The organism is Streptomyces sp. NPDC001714, from assembly GCF_042892755.1.
Lineage (GTDB): Bacteria > Actinomycetota > Actinomycetes > Streptomycetales > Streptomycetaceae > Streptomyces.
The window spans coordinates 78844-96564 of record NZ_JBIAUL010000020.1; the positions used below are offsets into that span (position 1 = coordinate 78844).

18 protein-coding genes are annotated in these 17721 nt (G+C 70.9%); 11 read left to right on the forward strand and 7 right to left on the reverse strand.

Annotated elements, in window-relative coordinates; translation table 11 throughout:
• Positions 1-68 precede the first annotated feature (68 nt).
• The 3 genes from ACFY0P_RS40060 to ACFY0P_RS40070 are packed head-to-tail and all read left to right on the forward strand — an operon-like array spanning position 69 to position 3257.
• Positions 69-1223 (forward strand): Gfo/Idh/MocA family protein, encoded by a 1155-nt coding sequence (locus ACFY0P_RS40060; protein WP_388925103.1) that lies wholly within the window; start codon positions 69-71, stop codon positions 1221-1223.
• A complete protein-coding gene (locus tag ACFY0P_RS40065; protein WP_388925106.1) occupies positions 1220-2218 on the forward strand; it encodes a Gfo/Idh/MocA family oxidoreductase in 999 nt (332 codons plus the stop codon). The genes ACFY0P_RS40060 and ACFY0P_RS40065 overlap by 4 nt, the downstream gene beginning before the upstream one ends.
• A 1-nt stretch (position 2219) precedes the next feature.
• A complete protein-coding gene (locus ACFY0P_RS40070; protein ID WP_388925109.1) occupies positions 2220-3257 on the forward strand; it encodes a Gfo/Idh/MocA family protein in 1038 nt (345 codons plus the stop codon).
• A 211-nt stretch (positions 3258-3468) separates the two neighbouring features.
• On the opposite strand, the gene ACFY0P_RS40075 is transcribed toward ACFY0P_RS40070, so the two are convergent.
• Together ACFY0P_RS40075 and ACFY0P_RS40080 are read right to left on the reverse strand one after the other, a co-directional pair.
• Positions 3469-4995 carry a PstS family phosphate ABC transporter substrate-binding protein gene (locus tag ACFY0P_RS40075; RefSeq protein WP_388925112.1) on the reverse strand — a complete coding sequence of 509 codons (1527 nt, stop codon included), beginning with the start codon at positions 4993-4995 and terminating at the stop codon, positions 3469-3471.
• 134 nt (positions 4996-5129) lie between these two features.
• Positions 5130-6908 (reverse strand): serine/threonine-protein kinase, encoded by a 1779-nt coding sequence (locus tag ACFY0P_RS40080; protein WP_388925115.1) that lies wholly within the window; start codon positions 6906-6908, stop codon positions 5130-5132.
• A 209-nt stretch (positions 6909-7117) separates the two neighbouring features.
• Between ACFY0P_RS40080 and ACFY0P_RS40085 the strand changes: the two genes are divergently transcribed.
• From ACFY0P_RS40085 to ACFY0P_RS40105, 5 genes are all read left to right on the forward strand, one after another.
• Positions 7118-8476 (forward strand): aspartate aminotransferase family protein, encoded by a 1359-nt coding sequence (locus ACFY0P_RS40085; protein ID WP_388925119.1) that lies wholly within the window; start codon positions 7118-7120, stop codon positions 8474-8476.
• Positions 8477-8731: 255 nt separating this feature from the next.
• Positions 8732-9433, forward strand: a complete 702-nt coding sequence (locus tag ACFY0P_RS40090) for a GntR family transcriptional regulator (RefSeq protein ID WP_388925121.1) — start codon at positions 8732-8734, stop codon at positions 9431-9433.
• Positions 9430-11898: a dolichyl-phosphate beta-glucosyltransferase gene (locus ACFY0P_RS40095; RefSeq protein WP_388925124.1), complete on the forward strand. Its 2469-nt coding sequence runs from the start codon at positions 9430-9432 to the stop codon at positions 11896-11898. Before ACFY0P_RS40090 ends, ACFY0P_RS40095 begins: the two co-directional genes overlap by 4 nt.
• Before the next feature lie 78 nt (positions 11899-11976).
• Positions 11977-12627 (forward strand): hypothetical protein, encoded by a 651-nt coding sequence (locus ACFY0P_RS40100; protein ID WP_351956489.1) that lies wholly within the window; start codon positions 11977-11979, stop codon positions 12625-12627.
• 165 nt (positions 12628-12792) lie between these two features.
• Complete coding sequence (locus ACFY0P_RS40105) at positions 12793-13053, forward strand: hypothetical protein (RefSeq protein ID WP_388925127.1); 261 nt, start codon at positions 12793-12795, stop codon at positions 13051-13053.
• A gap of 103 nt (positions 13054-13156) precedes the next feature.
• Here ACFY0P_RS40105 and ACFY0P_RS40110 read toward each other — a convergent pair whose 3' ends face one another.
• The 4 genes from ACFY0P_RS40110 to ACFY0P_RS40125 form a co-directional block, all read right to left on the reverse strand.
• The gene (locus ACFY0P_RS40110) at positions 13157-13606 is read right to left on the reverse strand and encodes a hypothetical protein (protein ID WP_388925130.1); all 450 of its coding nucleotides are present in this window, start codon (positions 13604-13606) and stop codon (positions 13157-13159) included.
• The gene (locus ACFY0P_RS40115; RefSeq protein ID WP_362326915.1) at positions 13603-13869 is read right to left on the reverse strand and encodes a hypothetical protein; all 267 of its coding nucleotides are present in this window, start codon (positions 13867-13869) and stop codon (positions 13603-13605) included. Before ACFY0P_RS40115 ends, ACFY0P_RS40110 begins: the two co-directional genes overlap by 4 nt.
• A gap of 75 nt (positions 13870-13944) precedes the next feature.
• Entirely contained in the window at positions 13945-14292 is a 348-nt protein-coding gene (locus tag ACFY0P_RS40120; RefSeq protein ID WP_388925133.1) for a hypothetical protein, read from the reverse strand.
• Between the two features lie 137 nt (positions 14293-14429).
• Positions 14430-14837: a hypothetical protein gene (locus ACFY0P_RS40125; RefSeq protein WP_388925136.1), complete on the reverse strand. Its 408-nt coding sequence runs from the start codon at positions 14835-14837 to the stop codon at positions 14430-14432.
• Between the two features lie 124 nt (positions 14838-14961).
• On the opposite strand from ACFY0P_RS40125, the gene ACFY0P_RS40130 reads away from it, so the two are divergent.
• On the forward strand, positions 14962-15804 hold the full coding sequence (locus tag ACFY0P_RS40130) for a helix-turn-helix transcriptional regulator (RefSeq protein ID WP_388925138.1): 843 nt from the start codon (positions 14962-14964) through the stop codon (positions 15802-15804).
• Entirely contained in the window at positions 15801-16040 is a 240-nt protein-coding gene (locus ACFY0P_RS40135) for a DUF397 domain-containing protein (RefSeq protein ID WP_388925141.1), read from the forward strand. Before ACFY0P_RS40130 ends, ACFY0P_RS40135 begins: the two co-directional genes overlap by 4 nt.
• Before the next feature lies 1 nt (position 16041).
• Here ACFY0P_RS40135 and ACFY0P_RS40140 read toward each other — a convergent pair whose 3' ends face one another.
• Entirely contained in the window at positions 16042-16770 is a 729-nt protein-coding gene (locus ACFY0P_RS40140) for an SDR family oxidoreductase (protein ID WP_388925144.1), read from the reverse strand.
• 102 nt (positions 16771-16872) lie between these two features.
• On the opposite strand from ACFY0P_RS40140, the gene ACFY0P_RS40145 reads away from it, so the two are divergent.
• On the forward strand, positions 16873-17721 hold the full coding sequence (locus ACFY0P_RS40145) for a LysR family transcriptional regulator (protein ID WP_388925147.1): 849 nt from the start codon (positions 16873-16875) through the stop codon (positions 17719-17721).

Below are 17721 nucleotides of genomic sequence, written 5' to 3' on the forward strand. Positions count from 1 at the left end.
TGACATCTTCTGAAGCGGCGCCGCATCGTGAGCACTCAGGCTCTGGACGGTCCAAGGAGGGGCAGCCCATGGTGCGTACGCTCGGCGTCGCCGTCGTCGGATTCGGGTGGATGGGGCGGGTGCACTCCCAGGCCTACCAGCGGGTGGCCCATCACTTCCCGCAGCTGCCCGTGCGGCCCGAGCTGGTGGCCGTTGCCGAGGAGGTGCCCGGGCGGGCCGAGGAGGCCGCCGCGCAGTTCGGGTTCGCGTCCACCACCCGGGACTGGCGCGAGGTCGCCGCCGACCCGCGGGTCCACGCCGTCAGCATCACCGCGCCGAACTTCCTGCACCGCGAGATCGGCGTCGCCATGGCCGAGGCCGGCAAGCACATATGGATCGAGAAGCCGGTCGGGCTGACCTCCGAGGACGCCCGCGCGGTGGCGGCGGCGGTGGCCGAGGCCGGGGTGCGGGGCACCGTCGGCTTCAACTACCGCAACGCACCCGCCGTCGCCCACGCCCGTGAGCTGATCGCCTCCGGTGAGCTGGGGACCGTGACCCATGTCCGGGTGCGGCTGTTCAGCGACTACGCCGCCCATCCCGACGGCGCCCTGACCTGGCGGTACGAGCGGGCCCGGGGTGGCGGCGGGGTGCTGGGCGACCTCGCCTCGCACGGCGTCGACCTGGCCCGCTTCCTGCTCGGCGACATCGAGTCGCTGGCCGCCGACACGGCCGTGTTCATCCCGGAGCGCGCCCGCCCCACCGGCGCCACCGCCGGCCACACCCTGGCCACCGGCGGGGAGCTCGGCCCCGTCGAGAACGAGGACTACGTCAACTGCCTGCTGCGCTTCGCCTCCGGCGCCCGCGGTGTGCTGGAGGCCTCCCGGATCGCGGTCGGCGAGCAGAACAACTACGGCTTCGAGGTGCACGGCACCAGGGGCGCCGTCTTCTGGGACTACCGGCGGATGGGCGAGCTGGGCGTCAGCCTCGGCACCTCCTACCAGGACCAGCCCGTCTCCACGGTCTTCGTCGGCCCCGGCCACGGCGAGTACGCCGCCTTCCAGCCCGGCGCCGCCAACGCCATGGGCTACGACGACCTCAAGGTGATCGAGGCCCGCAACTTCCTGCGGTCCGTCGCCGAGGGCACCTCCTACGGTCCGACCCTGGAGGACGCCGTGCACAGCGCGACCGCCCTCGACGCGATGAGCCGCTCGGCCGAACAGGGCACGTGGGTGAGCCTGCGATGACGTCGTCGAACCCGATACGGGTCGGAGTCGTCGGCGCCGGGAACATGGGCGCCGACCACGTGAACACGCTGCACCGCTGGGTCTCCGGCGCCCAGGTGACGTACGTCGCCGACATCGACGGAAGGCGGGCCGCGGAGGTGGCCGCCGGGGTGCCGGGGGCGCGGGCCACCGACGACGCCTACGCGCTCATAGCCCATCCGGACGTCGACGCCGTCGTCATCGCCTCCCACGACAGCACGCACGCCGACCTCGCGATCGCCGCCGTACGGGCGGGAAAGGCGGTCATGTGCGAGAAGCCGCTCGCGCCCACGGCGGCCGAGTGCGTGCGGGTCCTCCGGGAGGACGGCACGCACCTCGTCTCACTCGGCTTCATGCGCCGCTTCGACCCCGGGTACGCCGATCTCAGGGCCGCCCTCGGTTCCGGTACGGCCGGTGCGCCCCTCCTCGTGCACTGCGTGAGCCGGGGTGTGTCCTCCGCGCCCGGCGCCACCGACGAGTTCAGTGTCACCGGGTCGGCGATCCATGAGTTCGACACCGTGCCCTGGCTGCTCGGCGCCCCGATCACCGAGGTGAGCTGGCACGCGGCCCGGCCCACCTCGGCGGTGGCCGGGCTGCGCGACCCGCAGGTGATGCTGCTGCGCACCGCCGACGGCGCGCTGACCACCGTGGAGACGTTCCTCAACGCCGGCTACGGCTACGACGTCCGCTGCGAGGTGGTCGGCGAGCACGGCACGCTGGCGCTGACCGACCCGGCCCGGCTGGTGTCCGACACCGCCCGTACCCGGGCCACCGGCTACCCGGCCGACTGGCGGCCCCGGTTCGCCGACGCCTACCGGCTGGAACTGCAGGCCTGGACCGACGCCATCGCCGCGGGCCGGCCCGCGCCGCTCGCCACCGCGTACGACGGGCTGGTGGCCGCCGCCGTGGCCGAGGCCGTCATCGGGTCCATGCACGCCGACGGCCGGACGGTCGCCGTACAGGTCCCGGAGGTCTGACATGTCCACCGGGGCCTTCCCCACCGCCCTCCCCGCCCCGCGCACCCCGGATCCCATGGCGGCGCCCGCCCTGCGCTGGGGTGTGCTCGGCACCGGCTGGATCGCCGAGCGGTTCGTGAACTCCGTCCGGTGCCACACCCGCCAGCGGTTCACGGCGGTCGCCTCCCGAACCGCGGGCCGGGCCGCGGGCTTCGCCGCCCGGCATGGCATCCCGGGCTCCTACGGCTCGTACGAGGAGCTGGTCACGGCGGCGGACGTCGACGTCGTCTATGTGGCGACCGAGCACACCGCCCATCTCGCCTGCGCCCAGCTGGCGTTGCGGGCCGGCAAGCACACCCTCGTGGAGAAGCCGCTCGCCCTCGACGCGGCCCAGGCCGCCGAACTCGCACGACTGGCCCGGGAACGCGGCCTGTTCTGCGCCGAGGCGCTCTGGACCTTCTTCCTCCCCCGCTTCGACGTGGTCCGTCAGATCCTCGACTCCGGTGTCCTCGGCGACCTCCACACCGTCCTGGCCGATCACGGCGAGCACTTCGCCCCCGGCCACCGCATCCTGCGCGCCGACCTCGCGGGCGGACCGCTCCTCGACCTCGGCACCTACCCGGTCTCCCTCGCCACCTGGGTCCTCGGTGAGCCGGCCGGGATCGTCGCCTTCGGCCAGCCGCACCCGGCGGGCGTGAACGGCCAGATCTCGGCCGTCCTCCGTGACGGCGCCGGCAACCAGGCCGTCGTGCACACCACACTCCTGAGCGACACCCCGACCACCGCGACCATCGCCGGCAGCCACGCCACCCTCACCCTGCCGGGCCCCTTCTACCAGCCGGGGGACGTCCTGCTCACCCCGTCGGGCGGCGGTACGGCACTCAGGTACACCGAGCCGCGCACCGGGCACGACGGGCTCCACTTCGAGGCGGCGGAGGTGGCGCGATGTGTGACGGAGGGCAGGCGGGAGTCGGAACTGCGGCCGCTGGAGGCGTCGATCGGCACGCTGCGGGCGATGGATGGAATCAGGCAGGCCTGCGGTATCGAGTTCCGGTGCTGACGGTCGTCCCATGTGGCGTGTTCGCCAACCCGTCGTGGTGGGGATCGTCGGGGCTCGTAGTCCGGCTGCCGGTGCCCCGTCTCCGCGTACGGGACGACCCGGCCGCCCAGCGCTTGGTGCTCACGGAGGAGTCGGCCGGGACGGGAGCAGGGCGATCTCACAGCACGGTGCTCCACCACGACGCACGAACCACCGCAAAGCGTAACTAACTTCACGCACACAGGTTCATCCCCACCGGTGTGTAACAAGGCACATGCCCGTACGACCGGATCACGTCCTCGCCGTTCCCCTTGCTGACGTACGACAGGAAGCTCGACGCCGGTGAGTCGGCCGCCGGCTGGCCGTAGGTGTACGCGTACTCGATCTCGCGGTACGGGTACGGGCTGACGCCGCGCTCGATCGCGTCCACCGACGGGGCGTTGGCGTCCAGGGAGAGGGTGTGCAGGCCCTTCGCGCCCTCCGCCGTGTTCAGCTCGGCGTAGCCGACCGCCCCCTTCAGCTGGGCCACCTCCGACAGCACCTGGTCGGTCGAGTCCAGCTCGCAGCGGATCACCTTCGCCGTCGGGTCGTCCTTGTGCAGGCAGTCCACGGAGGAGTTGGCGATCTCACCGCGCTTCAGTATCCGCCGCTGGAACACCTGCCGGGTCCCGGAGTCGGCGTCCCGGCTGACCAGCACCACCGGCAGGTCGGGGCCGCCCAGCTGCTTCCAGTTGGTGATCTCGCCCCGGTACAGCCGTCGTACGTCGGCCGTGGTGAGGTTCCGCAGCGGCACGCCGTCGTTCACGACGAGCGCGAAGACCACCAGGGCGACCCGGTTCTCCTTCAGCTGGGGCATGTCGGTGGGCTTGGGGCCGTCGGAGAGGGCCAGGACCGGCGGGGAGCCCTTCTTCGCCTGCTTCCCGGCGTCGTTCAGCCCCCTGATCCCGGCGGTCGAGCCGCGCGCGTCCACCGTGATCGACACGCCCTCGCACTCCTTCTCGTACTTCTTCGCCGCGTCCTCCATCACGGGGGCGAAGGCGGTCGAGCCGATGACCCGCAGCGAGCCCTTCGCGCAGCCGATCGGCGGCGGGGTGTCGTCGCGGGCCACGACGATCGTGGCCAGGGTGAGGACGCTGAGCGTCAGCATGATGGTGATCAGCCGGGAGGCGCGGCTGAACAGGGGCGTGGCGTCGTCCGGGGTGGCGCTGCGGTTGGGGTGCACCTCGCCGTCGTGGAGCCCGCCGACGATCCTGATCTCCCGGCCGACGTCACCGCCGGAGAGCAGCACGAGGAGCTTGAAGTGCTCGCCGTGGTTGAGCGGGACCCGCGGGATGCGCAGGGTGTTGCCCGCGTAGCCGAAGCCGCGGTCCGGGGTGAAGTGCGGCATGAGGTGGTCGCTGTCGGTCGGCTGGGTGACCGAGACGCCCCGGACGATGCGGTCGGTGAACACCGCGGTGAGACCGTGCAGTTCGGGACTGGTGTAGTCGTCGCGGCCGATGCCCTGGGAGCCGTCGTTCTCGATGCGCAGCAGGACCAGGGTGGCGTCGGCCATGTCCGGGGCCTCGTCGAAGAGGCCCAGGCGTCTGCCGATGCGGCCCGAACGGGCGTCGTCGCCGATCGGGTTGTCCATCTGCACGCGGTAGCCGATGCGCTTACGGCGCGGGACGCGACGCTCGTACCAGAAGATGCCCGCCGACGCGACGATGCCGAGCACCGCGGTGCCCACAGCGACGATGTTCTCCGTGTTCAGCCACTCCATGTGGGTGCCCCCGCCACTCCCCGGAGTCGAATGGTGGGGTCACCGTAAGGGGCAGGATGGGGCCGTGAAGGGACATACCGGACGCCCGTACTGTTGTTCGCCGAACGTTCAACTACCTCGTACGGAGGGTGAGTTCACTCCTTGCTGTAGGTCAGGCTCTCGTCGCCGTCCTTCGTCGCGCGCTTCAGCTTGCCGCCCGACAGCAGGGTCACCTCGGTGGCCGCTCCGGCGCTGCACGACGAACGGGGCTTGCCCGCCGTGACCGTGGACGGACCGATCTCCAACGGGCCGTCCGAGCCCGGCTTTTCGGCGAGCTTCGCCGCGAACTCGCAGTGGTAGCCGGGGCCGTCCGCGGCCAGGGTGAGGACCGTGTCGCCCACGGCACCCTGGCGGATGGTCAGTTCGCGGGTGTTGTGGCCCGTGTCGTTGTCTATCGAGGTGGCCCAGGTACCGAGGAAGCCGCTCGGGACGGTGCCCTTGGGGGCGGCCGAGGAGGAGGGCGACTCGGTGGGCGTCGGCTCCGCGGCGGTGGTCGGGTCGGTGGCCGAGGGGGCGGAGGTGGTCCCGCCGCCCGCCTTGGCGTCCGTGCCGTCGTCGCCGCCGCTGTTCATGAGCCCGTAGACCGAGCCGCCCGCGGCCAGCAGCACGATCAGGGCGATGGCGACGAGGAGGGCGGTGGAGCGGGCCGTGCGGCGGGGCTCGTCGGCCGGGAGGGGGTCGTACAGCGGGGGCGGGGGGACGGGTGGGTAGATCTGGGTGGGGTCGGGGGTGGGAGTGGGGGCGGTGTCGGTGTACGGGTTGTACGGGTTGTACGGGGACGACTGCGGGTGCTGGTGGGGTTGGTTCGGGTAGCCGTAGGCCGGGTGGGCGGGGGCGTGTTCCGGGGACGGCGGGTTGGGTGTCGGCTGCGGGTGGGTGGGGGCTGGTCGCGCCCCCGGGTCTGCTGACCCCTGCGTCTCGTGACGTGTCACCCCTTGCAGCGCCCCGTGGACCGTCGGGTCCTCCACCTCCAGCAGCTCGACGGCGTGGCGGCCGAGCTGCGCCACCAGCGCCCCCGGCAGCCACGGGTCCCGCGACCGGCCTTCCCAGACCGTGCCGCCCGCTCCGGTCCGGGCCAGGATCGCGTCCAGCGACGGACGGGCCGCCGGGTCCTTGCGCAGGCAGTCGCGGACCACGTCGGCGATGTCCTCGGGGAGGCCGGAGAGGTCGGGGTCCTCCTGGGCGATCCGGAACATCAGGGCGTGTGCGCCGCCCTCCGTGGAGCCGAAGGGAAGCCGGCCGGTGGCCGCGTAGGCGAGCACCGAGCCGAGGCAGAAGACGTCGCAGGCGGGGGTGATCCGGTCGCCGCGCACCTGCTCGGGGGCCATGAAGCCCGGCGAGCCGACGAGCGAGCCGGTCCGGGTGAGGCTCTCGCCGGGCAGCGTCTCCAGCGCCCGCGCGATGCCGAAGTCGATGACCCGGGGCCCCTCTATGGTGAGCATCACGTTGGACGGCTTGAGGTCCCGGTGGACGATCCCGGCCGCGTGGATGTTGCCCAGCGCGTGCGCCAGCCCGGCGGCGAGGATGCGCACCGACCGTTCGGGCAGTGGCCCGTGGTCGTGCTCGACGACCTGCTGGAGGCTCGGCCCGGCCACATAGCCGGTGGCCACCCAGGGCACGGCGGCCTCGGTGTCGGCGTCGAGCACGGGGGCGGTCCAGAACCCGCCGACCCGCTGGGCGTTGCGGACCTCCTGCCGGAAGCGCGCCCGGAACTCCTCGTGCTCGGCGAGCTCCGCCCGTACCAGCTTCACGGCGACGGTACGGCCGCGCTCCGACCGGGCGAGGTACACGTGCCCCATCCCGCCCGCACCGAGCCGCGCCAGCAGCCGATAACTCCCGATGTGCTGCGGATCCCCCGGCCCCAGCTTCTCCATGGCAGATCCGCCCCTCGCTCACACTTGTGATCGAGCCGAGAATAATGCGGCCGTTCCGGGGATCGCGCAGTGCCATGTCTACGGTTACGTAACAGGGACCGGCCGCGCACCATGTCCCCAGGCTGTGGACAACCTGTCGCGGAATCCCCCTGACCACGGAACATGTCGCCGATACCGCTCCCGTCCCCCGCGCTCCTACGCTCCCCCGCATGACCCCTCAGCCCAATCCCCAGGCCGGAGCCGCCGTGCAGGCGGCCGATCGTGCGCATGTGTTCCACTCCTGGTCCGCGCAGGACCTCATCGACCCGCTCGCGGTGGCCGGCGCCGAAGGGTCGTACTTCTGGGACTACGACGGCCGGCGCTACCTGGACTTCACCAGCGGGCTCGTCTTCACCAACGTCGGGTACCAGCACCCGAAGGTCGTCGCCGCGATCCAGGAGCAGGCCGCGAGGATGACGACCTTCGCGCCCGCCTTCGCCGTCGAGGCGCGGTCGGAGGCGGCCCGGCTGATCGCCGAGCGCACGCCCGGCGACCTGGACAAGATCTTCTTCACCAACGGCGGCGCGGACGCCATCGAGCACGCGGTGCGCATGGCCCGGCTGCACACGGGCCGCCCGAAGGTGCTGTCCGCCTACCGCTCGTACCACGGCGGCACCCAGCAGGCGATCAACATCACCGGCGACCCGCGCCGCTGGGCCTCCGACGGCGCCGCCGCCGGGGTCGTGCACTTCTGGGCGCCCTTCCTCTACCGCTCCCGTTTCTACGCGGAGACCGAGGAGCAGGAGACCGCGCGGGCGCTGGAGCACCTGGAGACGACCATCGCCTTCGAGGGGCCGGGCACGGTCGCGGCCATCGTGCTGGAGACCATCCCCGGGACCGCCGGGATCATGGTGCCGCCGGCCGGGTATCTCGCCGGTGTCCGGGAGATCTGCGACAAGTACGGGATCGTCTTCGTCCTGGACGAGGTGATGGCCGGGTTCGGGCGGACCGGTGAGTGGTTCGCCGCCGACCTGTTCGGCGTCGTACCCGACCTGATGACCTTCGCCAAGGGCGTGAACAGCGGGTATGTGCCGCTCGGCGGCGTGGCCATCAGCGAGAGGATCGCCGAGACCTTCGGCAGGCGGCCCTACCCGGGTGGGCTGACGTACTCCGGGCATCCGCTGGCCTGTGCCGCCGCCGTCGCCACGATCAACGTGATGGCGGAGGAAGGGGTCGTCGAGAACGCGAAGCGGCTGGGGGCCGAGGTGGTCGGACCCGCGCTCGCCTCGCTCGCCGAGCGCCACCCGAGCGTCGGCGAGGTCCGCGGGGTCGGCATGTTCTGGGCGCTCGACCTGGTGAGGAACCGGGAGACCCGAGAGCCGCTGGTGCCGTACAACGCGGCCGGGGAGGCCAACGCGCCGATGGCCGCGTTCGGGGCCGCCGCGAAGGAGCACGGTCTGTGGCCGTTCGTGAACATGAACCGGACGCATGTCGTGCCGCCGTGCAATGTCAGTGAGGCCGAGCTGAAGGAAGGGTTCGCGGCGCTGGACGCCGCGCTGAGCGTGGCCGACGAGTTCACGGTGGCTTGAGGCCGGGTTTCGGCCGCCGGCCGGTGGGGGCTGATCGCGCAGTTCCTCCCCCGGCCTTCGGCCGGGGGTACCCCCAGCGCCACCTGAAGGGGCGCTCCAGCACAGGAAACTCACAGGATCCGTAGAAAGGACCCACGGGTAGCTTCGCGGACACGGAAGGAGTACACGCGGAACCCGAACGCGTAAGGTGGCGTGCTCGTACATGTACGTGTAAGCGAGCACGTCACCCGAACGCGTGAGGAGAGGCACCCCACAATGCCCGGCAACGGCGCTGTGACCCGCAGTACCCTGCGCCAGCAGATCGCGGACGCGCTCCGTGACGAGGTGCTCGCAGGGCGGCTCCAGCCGGGCCGGGAGTTCACGGTCAAGGAGATCGCCGAGCAGTACGGGGTCTCCGCCACGCCGGTCCGCGAGGCACTGGTCGACCTGTCCGCGCAGGGCATCCTCGACGCCGACCAGCACCGCGGCTTCCGGGTGCCGGAGTACACGCTCGCCGACTACCGGGGCATGATCGAGGCCCGCAGCCTGGTCACCGACGGCATGTTCCAGGCCCTCGCGGACGGCCTCCACCCGGCCTTCAAGAATCCCGAGGAGCCGCGGGTCGCGGCCGCCCTGGCCACGGTCCGGCGGCGCGGCGAGGAGGCGCAGCGCGCCGCGACCGCCGGCGACCTGACCGTCCTCATCGGCTACGACCTCCGGTTCTGGCGGGAGCTGTCCGCCCTGTTCGGCAACCCCTACCTCGCCGACTTCCTGCACCGGCTGCGCGTGCAGTCCTGGGTGTGCGCGGTGCGGCATCTGCGCCGGCTGCCTGATCTACGCGGGTATCTGTGGTCCCGGCACACCGAGTTGGTCGACGCGCTGTCCCGCCGGGACGCGGAGGCCGCCCGGGGGATCGTCGCCGCGTACAACACGCACTCCCTCGCCCTGATCGAGCGACTGGCGGAGAAGAACGGATGACCGCGTCCACGGAGATCCCCCAGGCCCCGGAGCCTCCAGAGCCCTCGGAGAACAGGGAGACCGTCGCTCTTTCCGTCGTCATCCCGGCGTACAACGAGGAGGAGCGGCTCGGTCCGACGCTCGCCGCCGTCACCCGTTACCTCGCCGACAACGAGAGCCGCTTCGGCTCCTGGGAAGTGATCGTCTCCGACGACGGCTCGACGGACGGGACTCGCGAGGTCGCGGCCTTACAGCACCCGCAGGTCCGGCTGGTCGCCGCCGACCGCAACCGGGGCAAGGGCCACGCCCTGCGGCTCGGCGTCGCCGCGAGCGGCGGCAGCCGGGTGCTGGTCACCGACGCCGATCTCGCGGCGCCGATCGAGGAACTGGAGCGGCTGGACAAGGCGCTCAGCGAGGGCGGCGCGGCGGCGATCGGCTCGCGTGCGGTGCCGGGCGCGGAGATAGCCGACCACCAGCACCGGCTGCGCGAGCTGCTCGGCCGCGCCGGGAACCTGCTCATACGCGCCACCGCCGTGCCGAGTCTCAGGGACACCCAGTGCGGGTTCAAGCTCTTCGACGGCGACCTGGCCCGCGAGGCCTTCGCCGACTCCCGGCTCGACGGCTGGGGCATCGACGTGGAGGTGCTGCAGCACCTGCACCGCGCCGGCCACCCCATCACCGAGGTCCCGGTCCGCTGGAGCCACCAGCCCGGCTCGAAGGTGGGCCCGCTGGACTACCCGAAGGTCCTCGCCGACCTCGCGCGCCTGCGCGTCCGCCGGCTGCGCCCGGCCGACCTGCTGGTTCCGGTTCTCTTCCTGCTGATGTCCGTGGCGTTGTACTCGGGCCGCTTCTTCGACCCGGACCACCGCTACCTCACCGACTCCCTCCAGGACCAGAACCAGTGGGAGTGGTTCTTCGCGGTCACCGCGGACAACCTCGCGCACTTCCGCAACCCGCTCTTCTCCGACTTCCAGAACTTCCCCGACGGCGTCAACCTGATGGCCAACACGGTCATGCTGGGCCTGTCGGTCCCCTTCGCCCCGCTGACCCTCCTGGCCGGTCCGGCCGTCTCGCTCTCCGTCTGCATGGCGCTGGGCCTCGCCGCGACCGCCGTCGCCTGGTACTGGCTGATCGTGAAGCGGGTGGTACGGCACCGGGGTGCCGCCTTCGTCGGCGCGGCCCTCGCGGCCTTCGCGCCGCCGATGGTCAGCCACGCCAACGCGCACCCCAACTTCGTGATCCTGTTCATGATCCCGCTGATCATCGACCGCGCCCTGCGCCTCGCCGGCGGCGAGCGGGTCCGGCGGGACGGCATCGTGCTCGGCCTGATGGCGGCGTACCAGGTGTTCCTGGGCGAGGAGCCGTTCCTGCTGGCGGCGTTGGGGATGACCCTGTTCGCCCTCGCCTACGCGGCCGTACGGCCGCAGGTGGCGAAGGCGGCGTGGCGCCCGCTGGGCAAGGGCCTGCTGATCGCCGGGGCGGTCTGCCTCCCCCTGGTCGTCTGCCCCCTGTACTGGCAGTTCACGGGCCCGCAGAGTTACCACAGCGTCCTGCACGGCGACAACGCCGGAAACAGCCCCCTCTCCCTCCTCGCCTTCGCCGAGCGCTCGCTGCTCTACGGCAACGCGGGCCGCGCCAACGAGCTCTCCCTCAACCCCACCGAGCAGAACGCCTTCTACGGCTGGCCGCTGGTCCTGGTCGCCTTCGGGATCGTCGTACGGCTGTGGGAACGGCCGCTGGTCAAGGCGCTGGCGTTCACGTCGGTGGCGGCGGCCGTGCTGTCCATGGGCCCGAAGATCCGCATCCCGCTGACGGAGACGGTGTATCCGGGGCCCTGGGCGCTGGTGCGGAAGTTCCCGCTCTTCGAGTCCGTCATCGAGGGCCGGGTGGCGATGATCTGCGCGCCCGCGCTGGGCATCCTGCTCGCGGTCGCGGTCGAGAGGGCGCTGGCCACCCGCCGCATGGGCGCCCAGTACTTCGGCCTGCTCACCGTCGCCCTGGCCCTGCTGCCGATCGTCCCCGCCCCGCTCAAGTCCGAGCAGCGGGAGGCGGTCCCGGAGTTCATCAGCAGCGGGATGTGGAAGTCGTACCTGGGCAAGGGCGAGTCCCTCGTCCCCCTCCCGCTCCCGGACCCCGGCTACGCCGAGGCCCTGCACTGGCAGACCAGCGCCGGTCTCGGCTTCAAGCTCCCCGGCGGATACTTCAACGGCCCCTACGGCGCCGACCGCATCGGAATCTACGGCGCCGTCCCGCGCTACACCTCCAGCATGCTGCGGGACGTCCGCTACTCCGGGAAGGTGCCGGTGATCGGCAAGAACTGGCGGGCACAGGCCAAGAAGGACTTCGCGTACTGGAAGGCGGGGGTCCTTGTGGTGGCCCCGCAACCCAATGACGAGAAACTACGACAGGCGGTGGAGGCCCTGACCGGAAAACCCGGTAAGTGGACCGGTGGGGTCTGGGTATGGGACCTGCACGAGGGGAGCTGACCGGCGCCGCACGGATTACTCTTCCCTGACCGCCTGGCTGAGCACTTGCTGTGAACGCGCTGATACTAGGAGCCCTCTTTGGCCTGTGACCTCTGGCTGGTACCGCTCGTCGACGTGTTGTGCCACACCCCCGACAATCCGTTCGCCGAGGAACTCGCGCAGTACAACAAGGTGCTGGCCGAGGCAGGGCTGCCCCCGGTGCCGGTGTACCAGTACATGCCGGGCCTGTCCGGCGAGGTCGCGCCCGTGGCCGGCTTCGACTACGACGCACTCCACTTCCTCCGCCGCGCCTACCTCCTCCAGGTCTGCGGTCTGCCCGTCTCCCCCGTGGACGACCTCGGCGGCGACTACGAGCAGCTCCTGGAGATGTTCGAGTCGACGGCCCAGCAGTCGCACCTGGTCTGGCACTACGACCACGCGGGCGCCTACGTCCCGGTCGACTTCCCGAACCCGCTCTCCAGCGACGAACTCCTCGCCAGCGGCGGCCCGCTGGGCTCCTCCCACGCCCTGCTGCGCGAGCTGGAGTACGTCGCCCCGTCGATCGGCATCGACCCGGCGAACCCCCCGGCTCCGCCCCAACCCCCGGCCGCCCCCACCGACTTGGAGGAACCGGCGGTCCCGGCCCCCTACGACCCGAGCCCCTTCGCGCGGGAACGGCACGTATGGCTGGGCCTGCACGCGGCGGCGACCCGCAGCCTGGCCCAGGGGTCGATGATCGTCTTCAGCTGACGGCGGATCACGCTGACACCCGATCACACTGACGACCGGTCACCCGTATGCCGGTGCCCCCGTATGGCTCCTCCGAAGAGCGCGGCGAGCGATGTCGATCTAGCCTCCGAATTGAGCGCTTATCAGTTTATATGACCGCGCGCTCTCATCAGCTCGAGGAGGAACATGCGCAAGCTTCACAAGGCAGCTGTCGCGATCGCCATCGTCGGAGGCGTCAGCTTCATGGGCACCGTCCCGGCCACCGCCCTGCCGGCACAGCAGCACGCGTACGGCGGTCACGGCGGTGGCTGCCGGTCCCACGACTTCAACCTCGACGTCCTCGGCAACTTGGGCCTCGTCAACGGACTCATCGACATCAACGGCGAGGGCAGCCCGGGCGCGCAGTTCAACCACGTCGGTTCCGACTGCAGTCTCGGCGGCTGGTAGGCGCCACTGAACCGGCCATGAGCCGCGTGTTCATCTCTGTGTGAGTGAAAAAGGCTCCGGACCGTCCTCGGTCCGGAGCCTTGGGGTGTCGTCGGGACCGTGGTCAGCCCTGCTCGACGATCCGGATGGTGCGGATGCCCGTGCCCCGGTACCGCATCGGGGTCCTGGTCAGGACGGGACGGCCACGCGGCCACTCGACGGTCGGCAGAGCAAGGTGCAGCACGTGGGCACCGCTCCAGTCCGGCTCGTCCTTCCCGTCCTCCGACGACTCGCCGTTCGCGGCCCGCAGCCGCTTGCCCACAGCCGTGGCCGCCGCGAAGTCGAGCCCTTCGATGTTGACGGACGGCAGCGCACCGACGTGCTCCGCGACCCCGGCCCGCTCCCGCTCCGCCGCGGCCAGGCTCACCGCGGGGATGTAGACCCGCAGCGCGGCGTCCTTCTCCGCCTCCACGACCAGCCGGGAGGCCATGCTGTTACCGGCACCGAGCGCCAGGGCCGCCGTGTCGTCGAAGATGACGGCACGCGGCAGCGGGTACCGCTCCCCCTCGGTCACTGGACCTCCCCGATACGTCCGGACTCGATGTCGGCCCACAGTTCTTCCCCGGCCTTCTCGTCCTCTTCCGTGTAGGGCCTGCCGAGGAAGTGCTCCTCGACGTACGCCCTGGTCTCCTCGTACCGCTTGCGCAGCTCTTCCTTGGTGGGTGTGGCTCCGGCCAGCTCCGCCACGAGGTCCCGCATGCTCATCCCGCGTTCCCGGGCGAGCTCCTGAAGGCGGTCACGGACGGCGGGGTCGACCTTGATCGTGGTGTCTGCCATGAGGACAGTATACCGACGGTATACCACCTCAGGGCGTACGAGTGTGACAGTCAACGACGTTCCCTTCTCTGCTTTCTAAGCCGCCACGAGGCGAACTTTTTGCATTTCACCCGCCGGTGTCGCGGATTCGTACGGCCACTCGAATACCTCGCAGACCGTCGAGTACTGCCGGGTCACCGGGTCCCGCGACACCACCCGCCGCAGATACCGCCGTTCCTCCAGCTCACGCAGGGAGGCGACGATCGACATGCACCCTTCCCGCCGCCGTTCGGCGAGGATGCGCTCCGTGATCCAGGCGCCGTCCGGCAGCCCCAAGAGGTACGTCAGTACGCCTACCGCTCCCCAGGACAGGCGTCGGTCCCCGACACGGGAGTGGGCAAGGGCTGCGAAGGCGCGCACGGGCGCCATACGATGAACGCGCATCGGAGGGCTGTCTCCTGGTGTCGAGCCCCCGGGTGTTGGCGCACCGCGGGGGCAATCTGTTGATCGTGACTTTAGGGCCCCGCAAAGCGCCGAACGCAAGCCACAATCCCTTTTTCCCGGCGCCGTGTTGACGTTTTTCACTCCGGCGAGTGAAGTGCGGACCGCAGCAATCGCGTGTGCACGAAACGGTCGGGACAGGTCGGCCGGTAGCGCCACGACAACGGCCACGTCATGTCGTCCAGTGCGGGAATCGGGATGTACGACACCCGGGCCGGAACGGCGGTCAGTCTCGTCACCTCCGCAGGCCAGGGCAGGTGATCCGTACTTCCGGCCGGGACCAGGAAGTACACACACCGCCGCCCGCTGGCGACCTCGATGACGGGTCCCGGATCACCCCCGGTCATCTCCGCGAGCCGGTCGGCGAGCCGCCGCCCCCACTCCCCGTCGTCCACCCGTACCGCGTCGAACTGGACGCCGGCTTTACGGAGTTGAATGCCCGAGGCGGGCAGCCAGCCGAGGTTTAAGGGATCCCTTTGCGTGTTCATGGGATCAGTGTCGGCACCTGCGGCTACCGTCGCCATAACTCAGAGTCAAGAGCTGCAAACTCTGGGAATTCGGGGTCCGGTGGTTGTGACCGTTTGAGTTCGGTTGAGTTCGGGGGTGACTGCAATGGCGCGGGCTGAGAACAAGGCGGAGGCGGGCAGCACGGCACAGCTCCTGGCCGCGCTCGCGAAGGCCTTCCGCGAGCAACAGGAGCTGACTCAAGAGGAGTTGGGGAAGCGCATCGGCTACACCGGGTCCGCGATCAGCGCGATGGAGACGGGAGCGCAGCCCGCCAGCGACAAGATGCTCGCCAAGCTGGAGGAGGCGATCGGTGGCGGGCTGGGCATCTTCGAGAAGGCACGCAGGTTCGTACTGCTGGACAGGTATCCGGCCCAGTTCAAGAACTTCGCGCTCGTGGAGCAGGAGGCGGTGACGCTCTCGTCGTACCAGACGTTCGTGGTCGACGGTCTGTTCCAGACACCGGAGTACGCGCGGGCACTGATCGGCGGAGGCTTCCCGAAGCTGCCGGAGGAGAAGGTGGAGGAACTGGTCGAGGCGCGGGTGGCACGGCGGGCGCTGTTCGACCGGGTGGACCCGACGGCCATGATCGAGCTGATCCTGGAGGAGTCGGTGCTACGGAGGCCGTTCGGGAGCTGGGAGGTGCTGCGCGACCAATTGCGGTCTCTTGCCGAGGACGCGGAGCGGGACAATGTGAGTATCCAAGTGCTGCCGACTGACCGGGGGTTGAGGCCTGGGCACGCAGGCGCACGCGGTGACATGAAGCTGGTGGAGACCAAGGAACACCACCGCCTGGTCTACATGGAGATCGAGGACGAAAGCGTGCTGGTCAGCGATGCCGCAAAGGTCGCTCGCCTCACCCACCGGTATGCGAAGATCCGAACGCAGGCACTGAGCTCGGACGACTCCCTGAGCCTCATCCGGAAGCTGGCAGGAGAAGAGCGGACATGACGACCCTGCGATGGTTCAAGTCGAGCTACAGCGACGACAGTGGCGGGCAGTGCGTTGAAACCGCCTACACCTGGCGCAAGTCCTCCTACAGCAACGACAGCGGCGGCGACTGCCTCGAAATATCCCCCTGCCCCCACACCATCCACATCCGCGACTCCAAAACGGCCCCCGACGGCCCCCACCTCACCCTCTCCCCCACCACCTGGGCCGCCTTCCTCGCTCACGCCACGACGTGAGTCACCAGGGCACCTCGCCCTCGTCGTCGAAGAAGCGGCCCGTCGGGCCGTCGTCGGGCAGGGTGGCGAGGCGGATCACGGTCGCCGCGCCCTGTTGCGGGGTGCGGTGGCCCTGGAAGCCGTTGAGGTCGGTGGCGCAGTAGCCGGGGCAGGCGAGGTTGATCAGGATGTTCGTGCCCTGGAGTTCCCTGGCGTACTGGACGGTGACGCCGTTGAGGAACGTCTTGGACGGTGAGTAGGCGACGGCGATCGGGCCCGTTTCGGCGCCGGGCGCGGTCTGCCGGGTGAGGGAGCCGACGCTGCTGGACACGTTGACGATCCGCGGGGACGGCGAGCGGCGCAGCAGCGGCAGCATCGCGTTGGTGACGCGGATGACGCCGATGACGTTGGTCTCGACGGCCTCCCGTACCGTCGCGAGGTCAGCGGTGGTCGGTGTCTGTGCCCTGCCGCCGGTGATCCCGGCGTTGTTGACGAGGGCGTCGAGGTGTCCGGCGTGGTCCTCGATCAGCGCGGCGGCGGCCTGCACGCTCGCGTCGTCGGTGACGTCGAGCGGTACGCCGAACGCGTCCACGCCGGCCGCCCGCAGCTTGGCCACGGCGGTCTCCCGGCGCTCCGCGTCGCGCGCGCCGACGCCGACGCGCCAGCCGAGGGCGCCGAGGCCGGCCGCGATCTCGTGTCCGATGCCCTTGTTCGCGCCGGTGACCAGCGCGGTCTTCTGCTGTTCGGTCATGCTTCGATCCTGGCCGGGGCCGGGCCGCGTGGGCCAACACCGATCGGGTGGGCAGCGATACCGCAGGGGTATCGATCCCGGCCGGGTCGATAGCATGAGGGTGTGGAGACGCGGGAATTGCGGTACTTCGTGGCCGTCGCCGAGGAGCTGCACTTCGGGCGGGCGGCCCAGCGGCTCGGGATGGCGCAGCCCCCGCTGTCGCGGGCGATCGCCCAGCTCGAACGACGGCTCGGGGCGACGCTGCTGGAACGCACCAGCCGTGCGGTCACCCTGACCGAGGCCGGGTCGGTGCTGCTGCGGGAGGCCCGGGCGGCGCTGGACGCGGTGGCGGCCGCCGAGCAGCGCACCCGGCGCGCGGCGCTCGCCGCGTCCGGCCGGGCGGGTGTGGTGCTGGCCACGAAGGCGGGCGCGTCCGGCGAACTGCTGGCGAAGATGCTCGACGCCTACGCCGCCGAACCAGGTGCGGTCGCCGTCGATCTGCTGCTGTGCGGGGTCGGCGAGCAGGAACGGATGCTGCGCGACGGACGGGCCGACGTGGCGCTGCTGCACCTGCCGTTCGACTCCGCGGCGGGCTTCGACACCGAGGAACTGCTGACGGAGGGCCAGGTGCTGGTGGTGCCGGCCGGGCATCCCCTCGCCGTCCGCGAGCAGGTGCGGACGGCCGAGGTCACCGACCTGGCCGACCTGCCCCTGGCGCGCTGGCGAGGCCGCGACGGCAGGTACCCGGAGGGGCCCGGTCCGGAGGTCCGGGACCAGGCCCAGCTGTACCAGCTGGTCGCGCTGGGCCGCGCCTGCTGTGTGGTGCCGGAGTCCGTCCGGCCCCAGCTGCGCGAGGGCCTGGCCGCCGTACCGGTGCCGGACGCGCCGCCGGTCACCACCGTGATCGCATGGCCGCCGCACAGCCGCTCCCGGGCCGTCGCCGATCTGGTCAGGACCGCAACGCTGCTCTGA

Bases quoted from the DNA above. Each gene is read 5' to 3' on its own strand.
- ACFY0P_RS40105 (WP_388925127.1), top strand. From the start codon at position 12,793: ATGCGCAAGCTTCACAAGGCAGCTGTCGCGATCGCCATCGTCGGAGGC.
- ACFY0P_RS40085 (WP_388925119.1), top strand. From the start codon at position 7,118: ATGACCCCTCAGCCCAATCCCCAGGCCGGAGCCGCCGTGCAGGCGGCC.
- ACFY0P_RS40125 (WP_388925136.1), bottom strand. From the start codon at position 14,837: ATGAACACGCAAAGGGATCCCTTAAACCTCGGCTGGCTGCCCGCCTCG.
- ACFY0P_RS40115 (WP_362326915.1), bottom strand. From the start codon at position 13,869: ATGGCAGACACCACGATCAAGGTCGACCCCGCCGTCCGTGACCGCCTT.
- ACFY0P_RS40075 (WP_388925112.1), bottom strand. From the start codon at position 4,995: ATGGAGTGGCTGAACACGGAGAACATCGTCGCTGTGGGCACCGCGGTG.
- ACFY0P_RS40065 (WP_388925106.1), top strand. From the start codon at position 1,220: ATGACGTCGTCGAACCCGATACGGGTCGGAGTCGTCGGCGCCGGGAAC.
- ACFY0P_RS40090 (WP_388925121.1), top strand. From the start codon at position 8,732: ATGCCCGGCAACGGCGCTGTGACCCGCAGTACCCTGCGCCAGCAGATC.
- ACFY0P_RS40130 (WP_388925138.1), top strand. From the start codon at position 14,962: ATGGCGCGGGCTGAGAACAAGGCGGAGGCGGGCAGCACGGCACAGCTC.
- ACFY0P_RS40135 (WP_388925141.1), top strand. From the start codon at position 15,801: ATGACGACCCTGCGATGGTTCAAGTCGAGCTACAGCGACGACAGTGGC.
- ACFY0P_RS40070 (WP_388925109.1), top strand. From the start codon at position 2,220: ATGTCCACCGGGGCCTTCCCCACCGCCCTCCCCGCCCCGCGCACCCCG.
- ACFY0P_RS40060 (WP_388925103.1), top strand. From the start codon at position 69: ATGGTGCGTACGCTCGGCGTCGCCGTCGTCGGATTCGGGTGGATGGGG.
- ACFY0P_RS40120 (WP_388925133.1), bottom strand. From the start codon at position 14,292: ATGCGCGTTCATCGTATGGCGCCCGTGCGCGCCTTCGCAGCCCTTGCC.
- ACFY0P_RS40080 (WP_388925115.1), bottom strand. From the start codon at position 6,908: ATGGAGAAGCTGGGGCCGGGGGATCCGCAGCACATCGGGAGTTATCGG.
- ACFY0P_RS40140 (WP_388925144.1), bottom strand. From the start codon at position 16,770: ATGACCGAACAGCAGAAGACCGCGCTGGTCACCGGCGCGAACAAGGGC.
- ACFY0P_RS40095 (WP_388925124.1), top strand. From the start codon at position 9,430: ATGACCGCGTCCACGGAGATCCCCCAGGCCCCGGAGCCTCCAGAGCCC.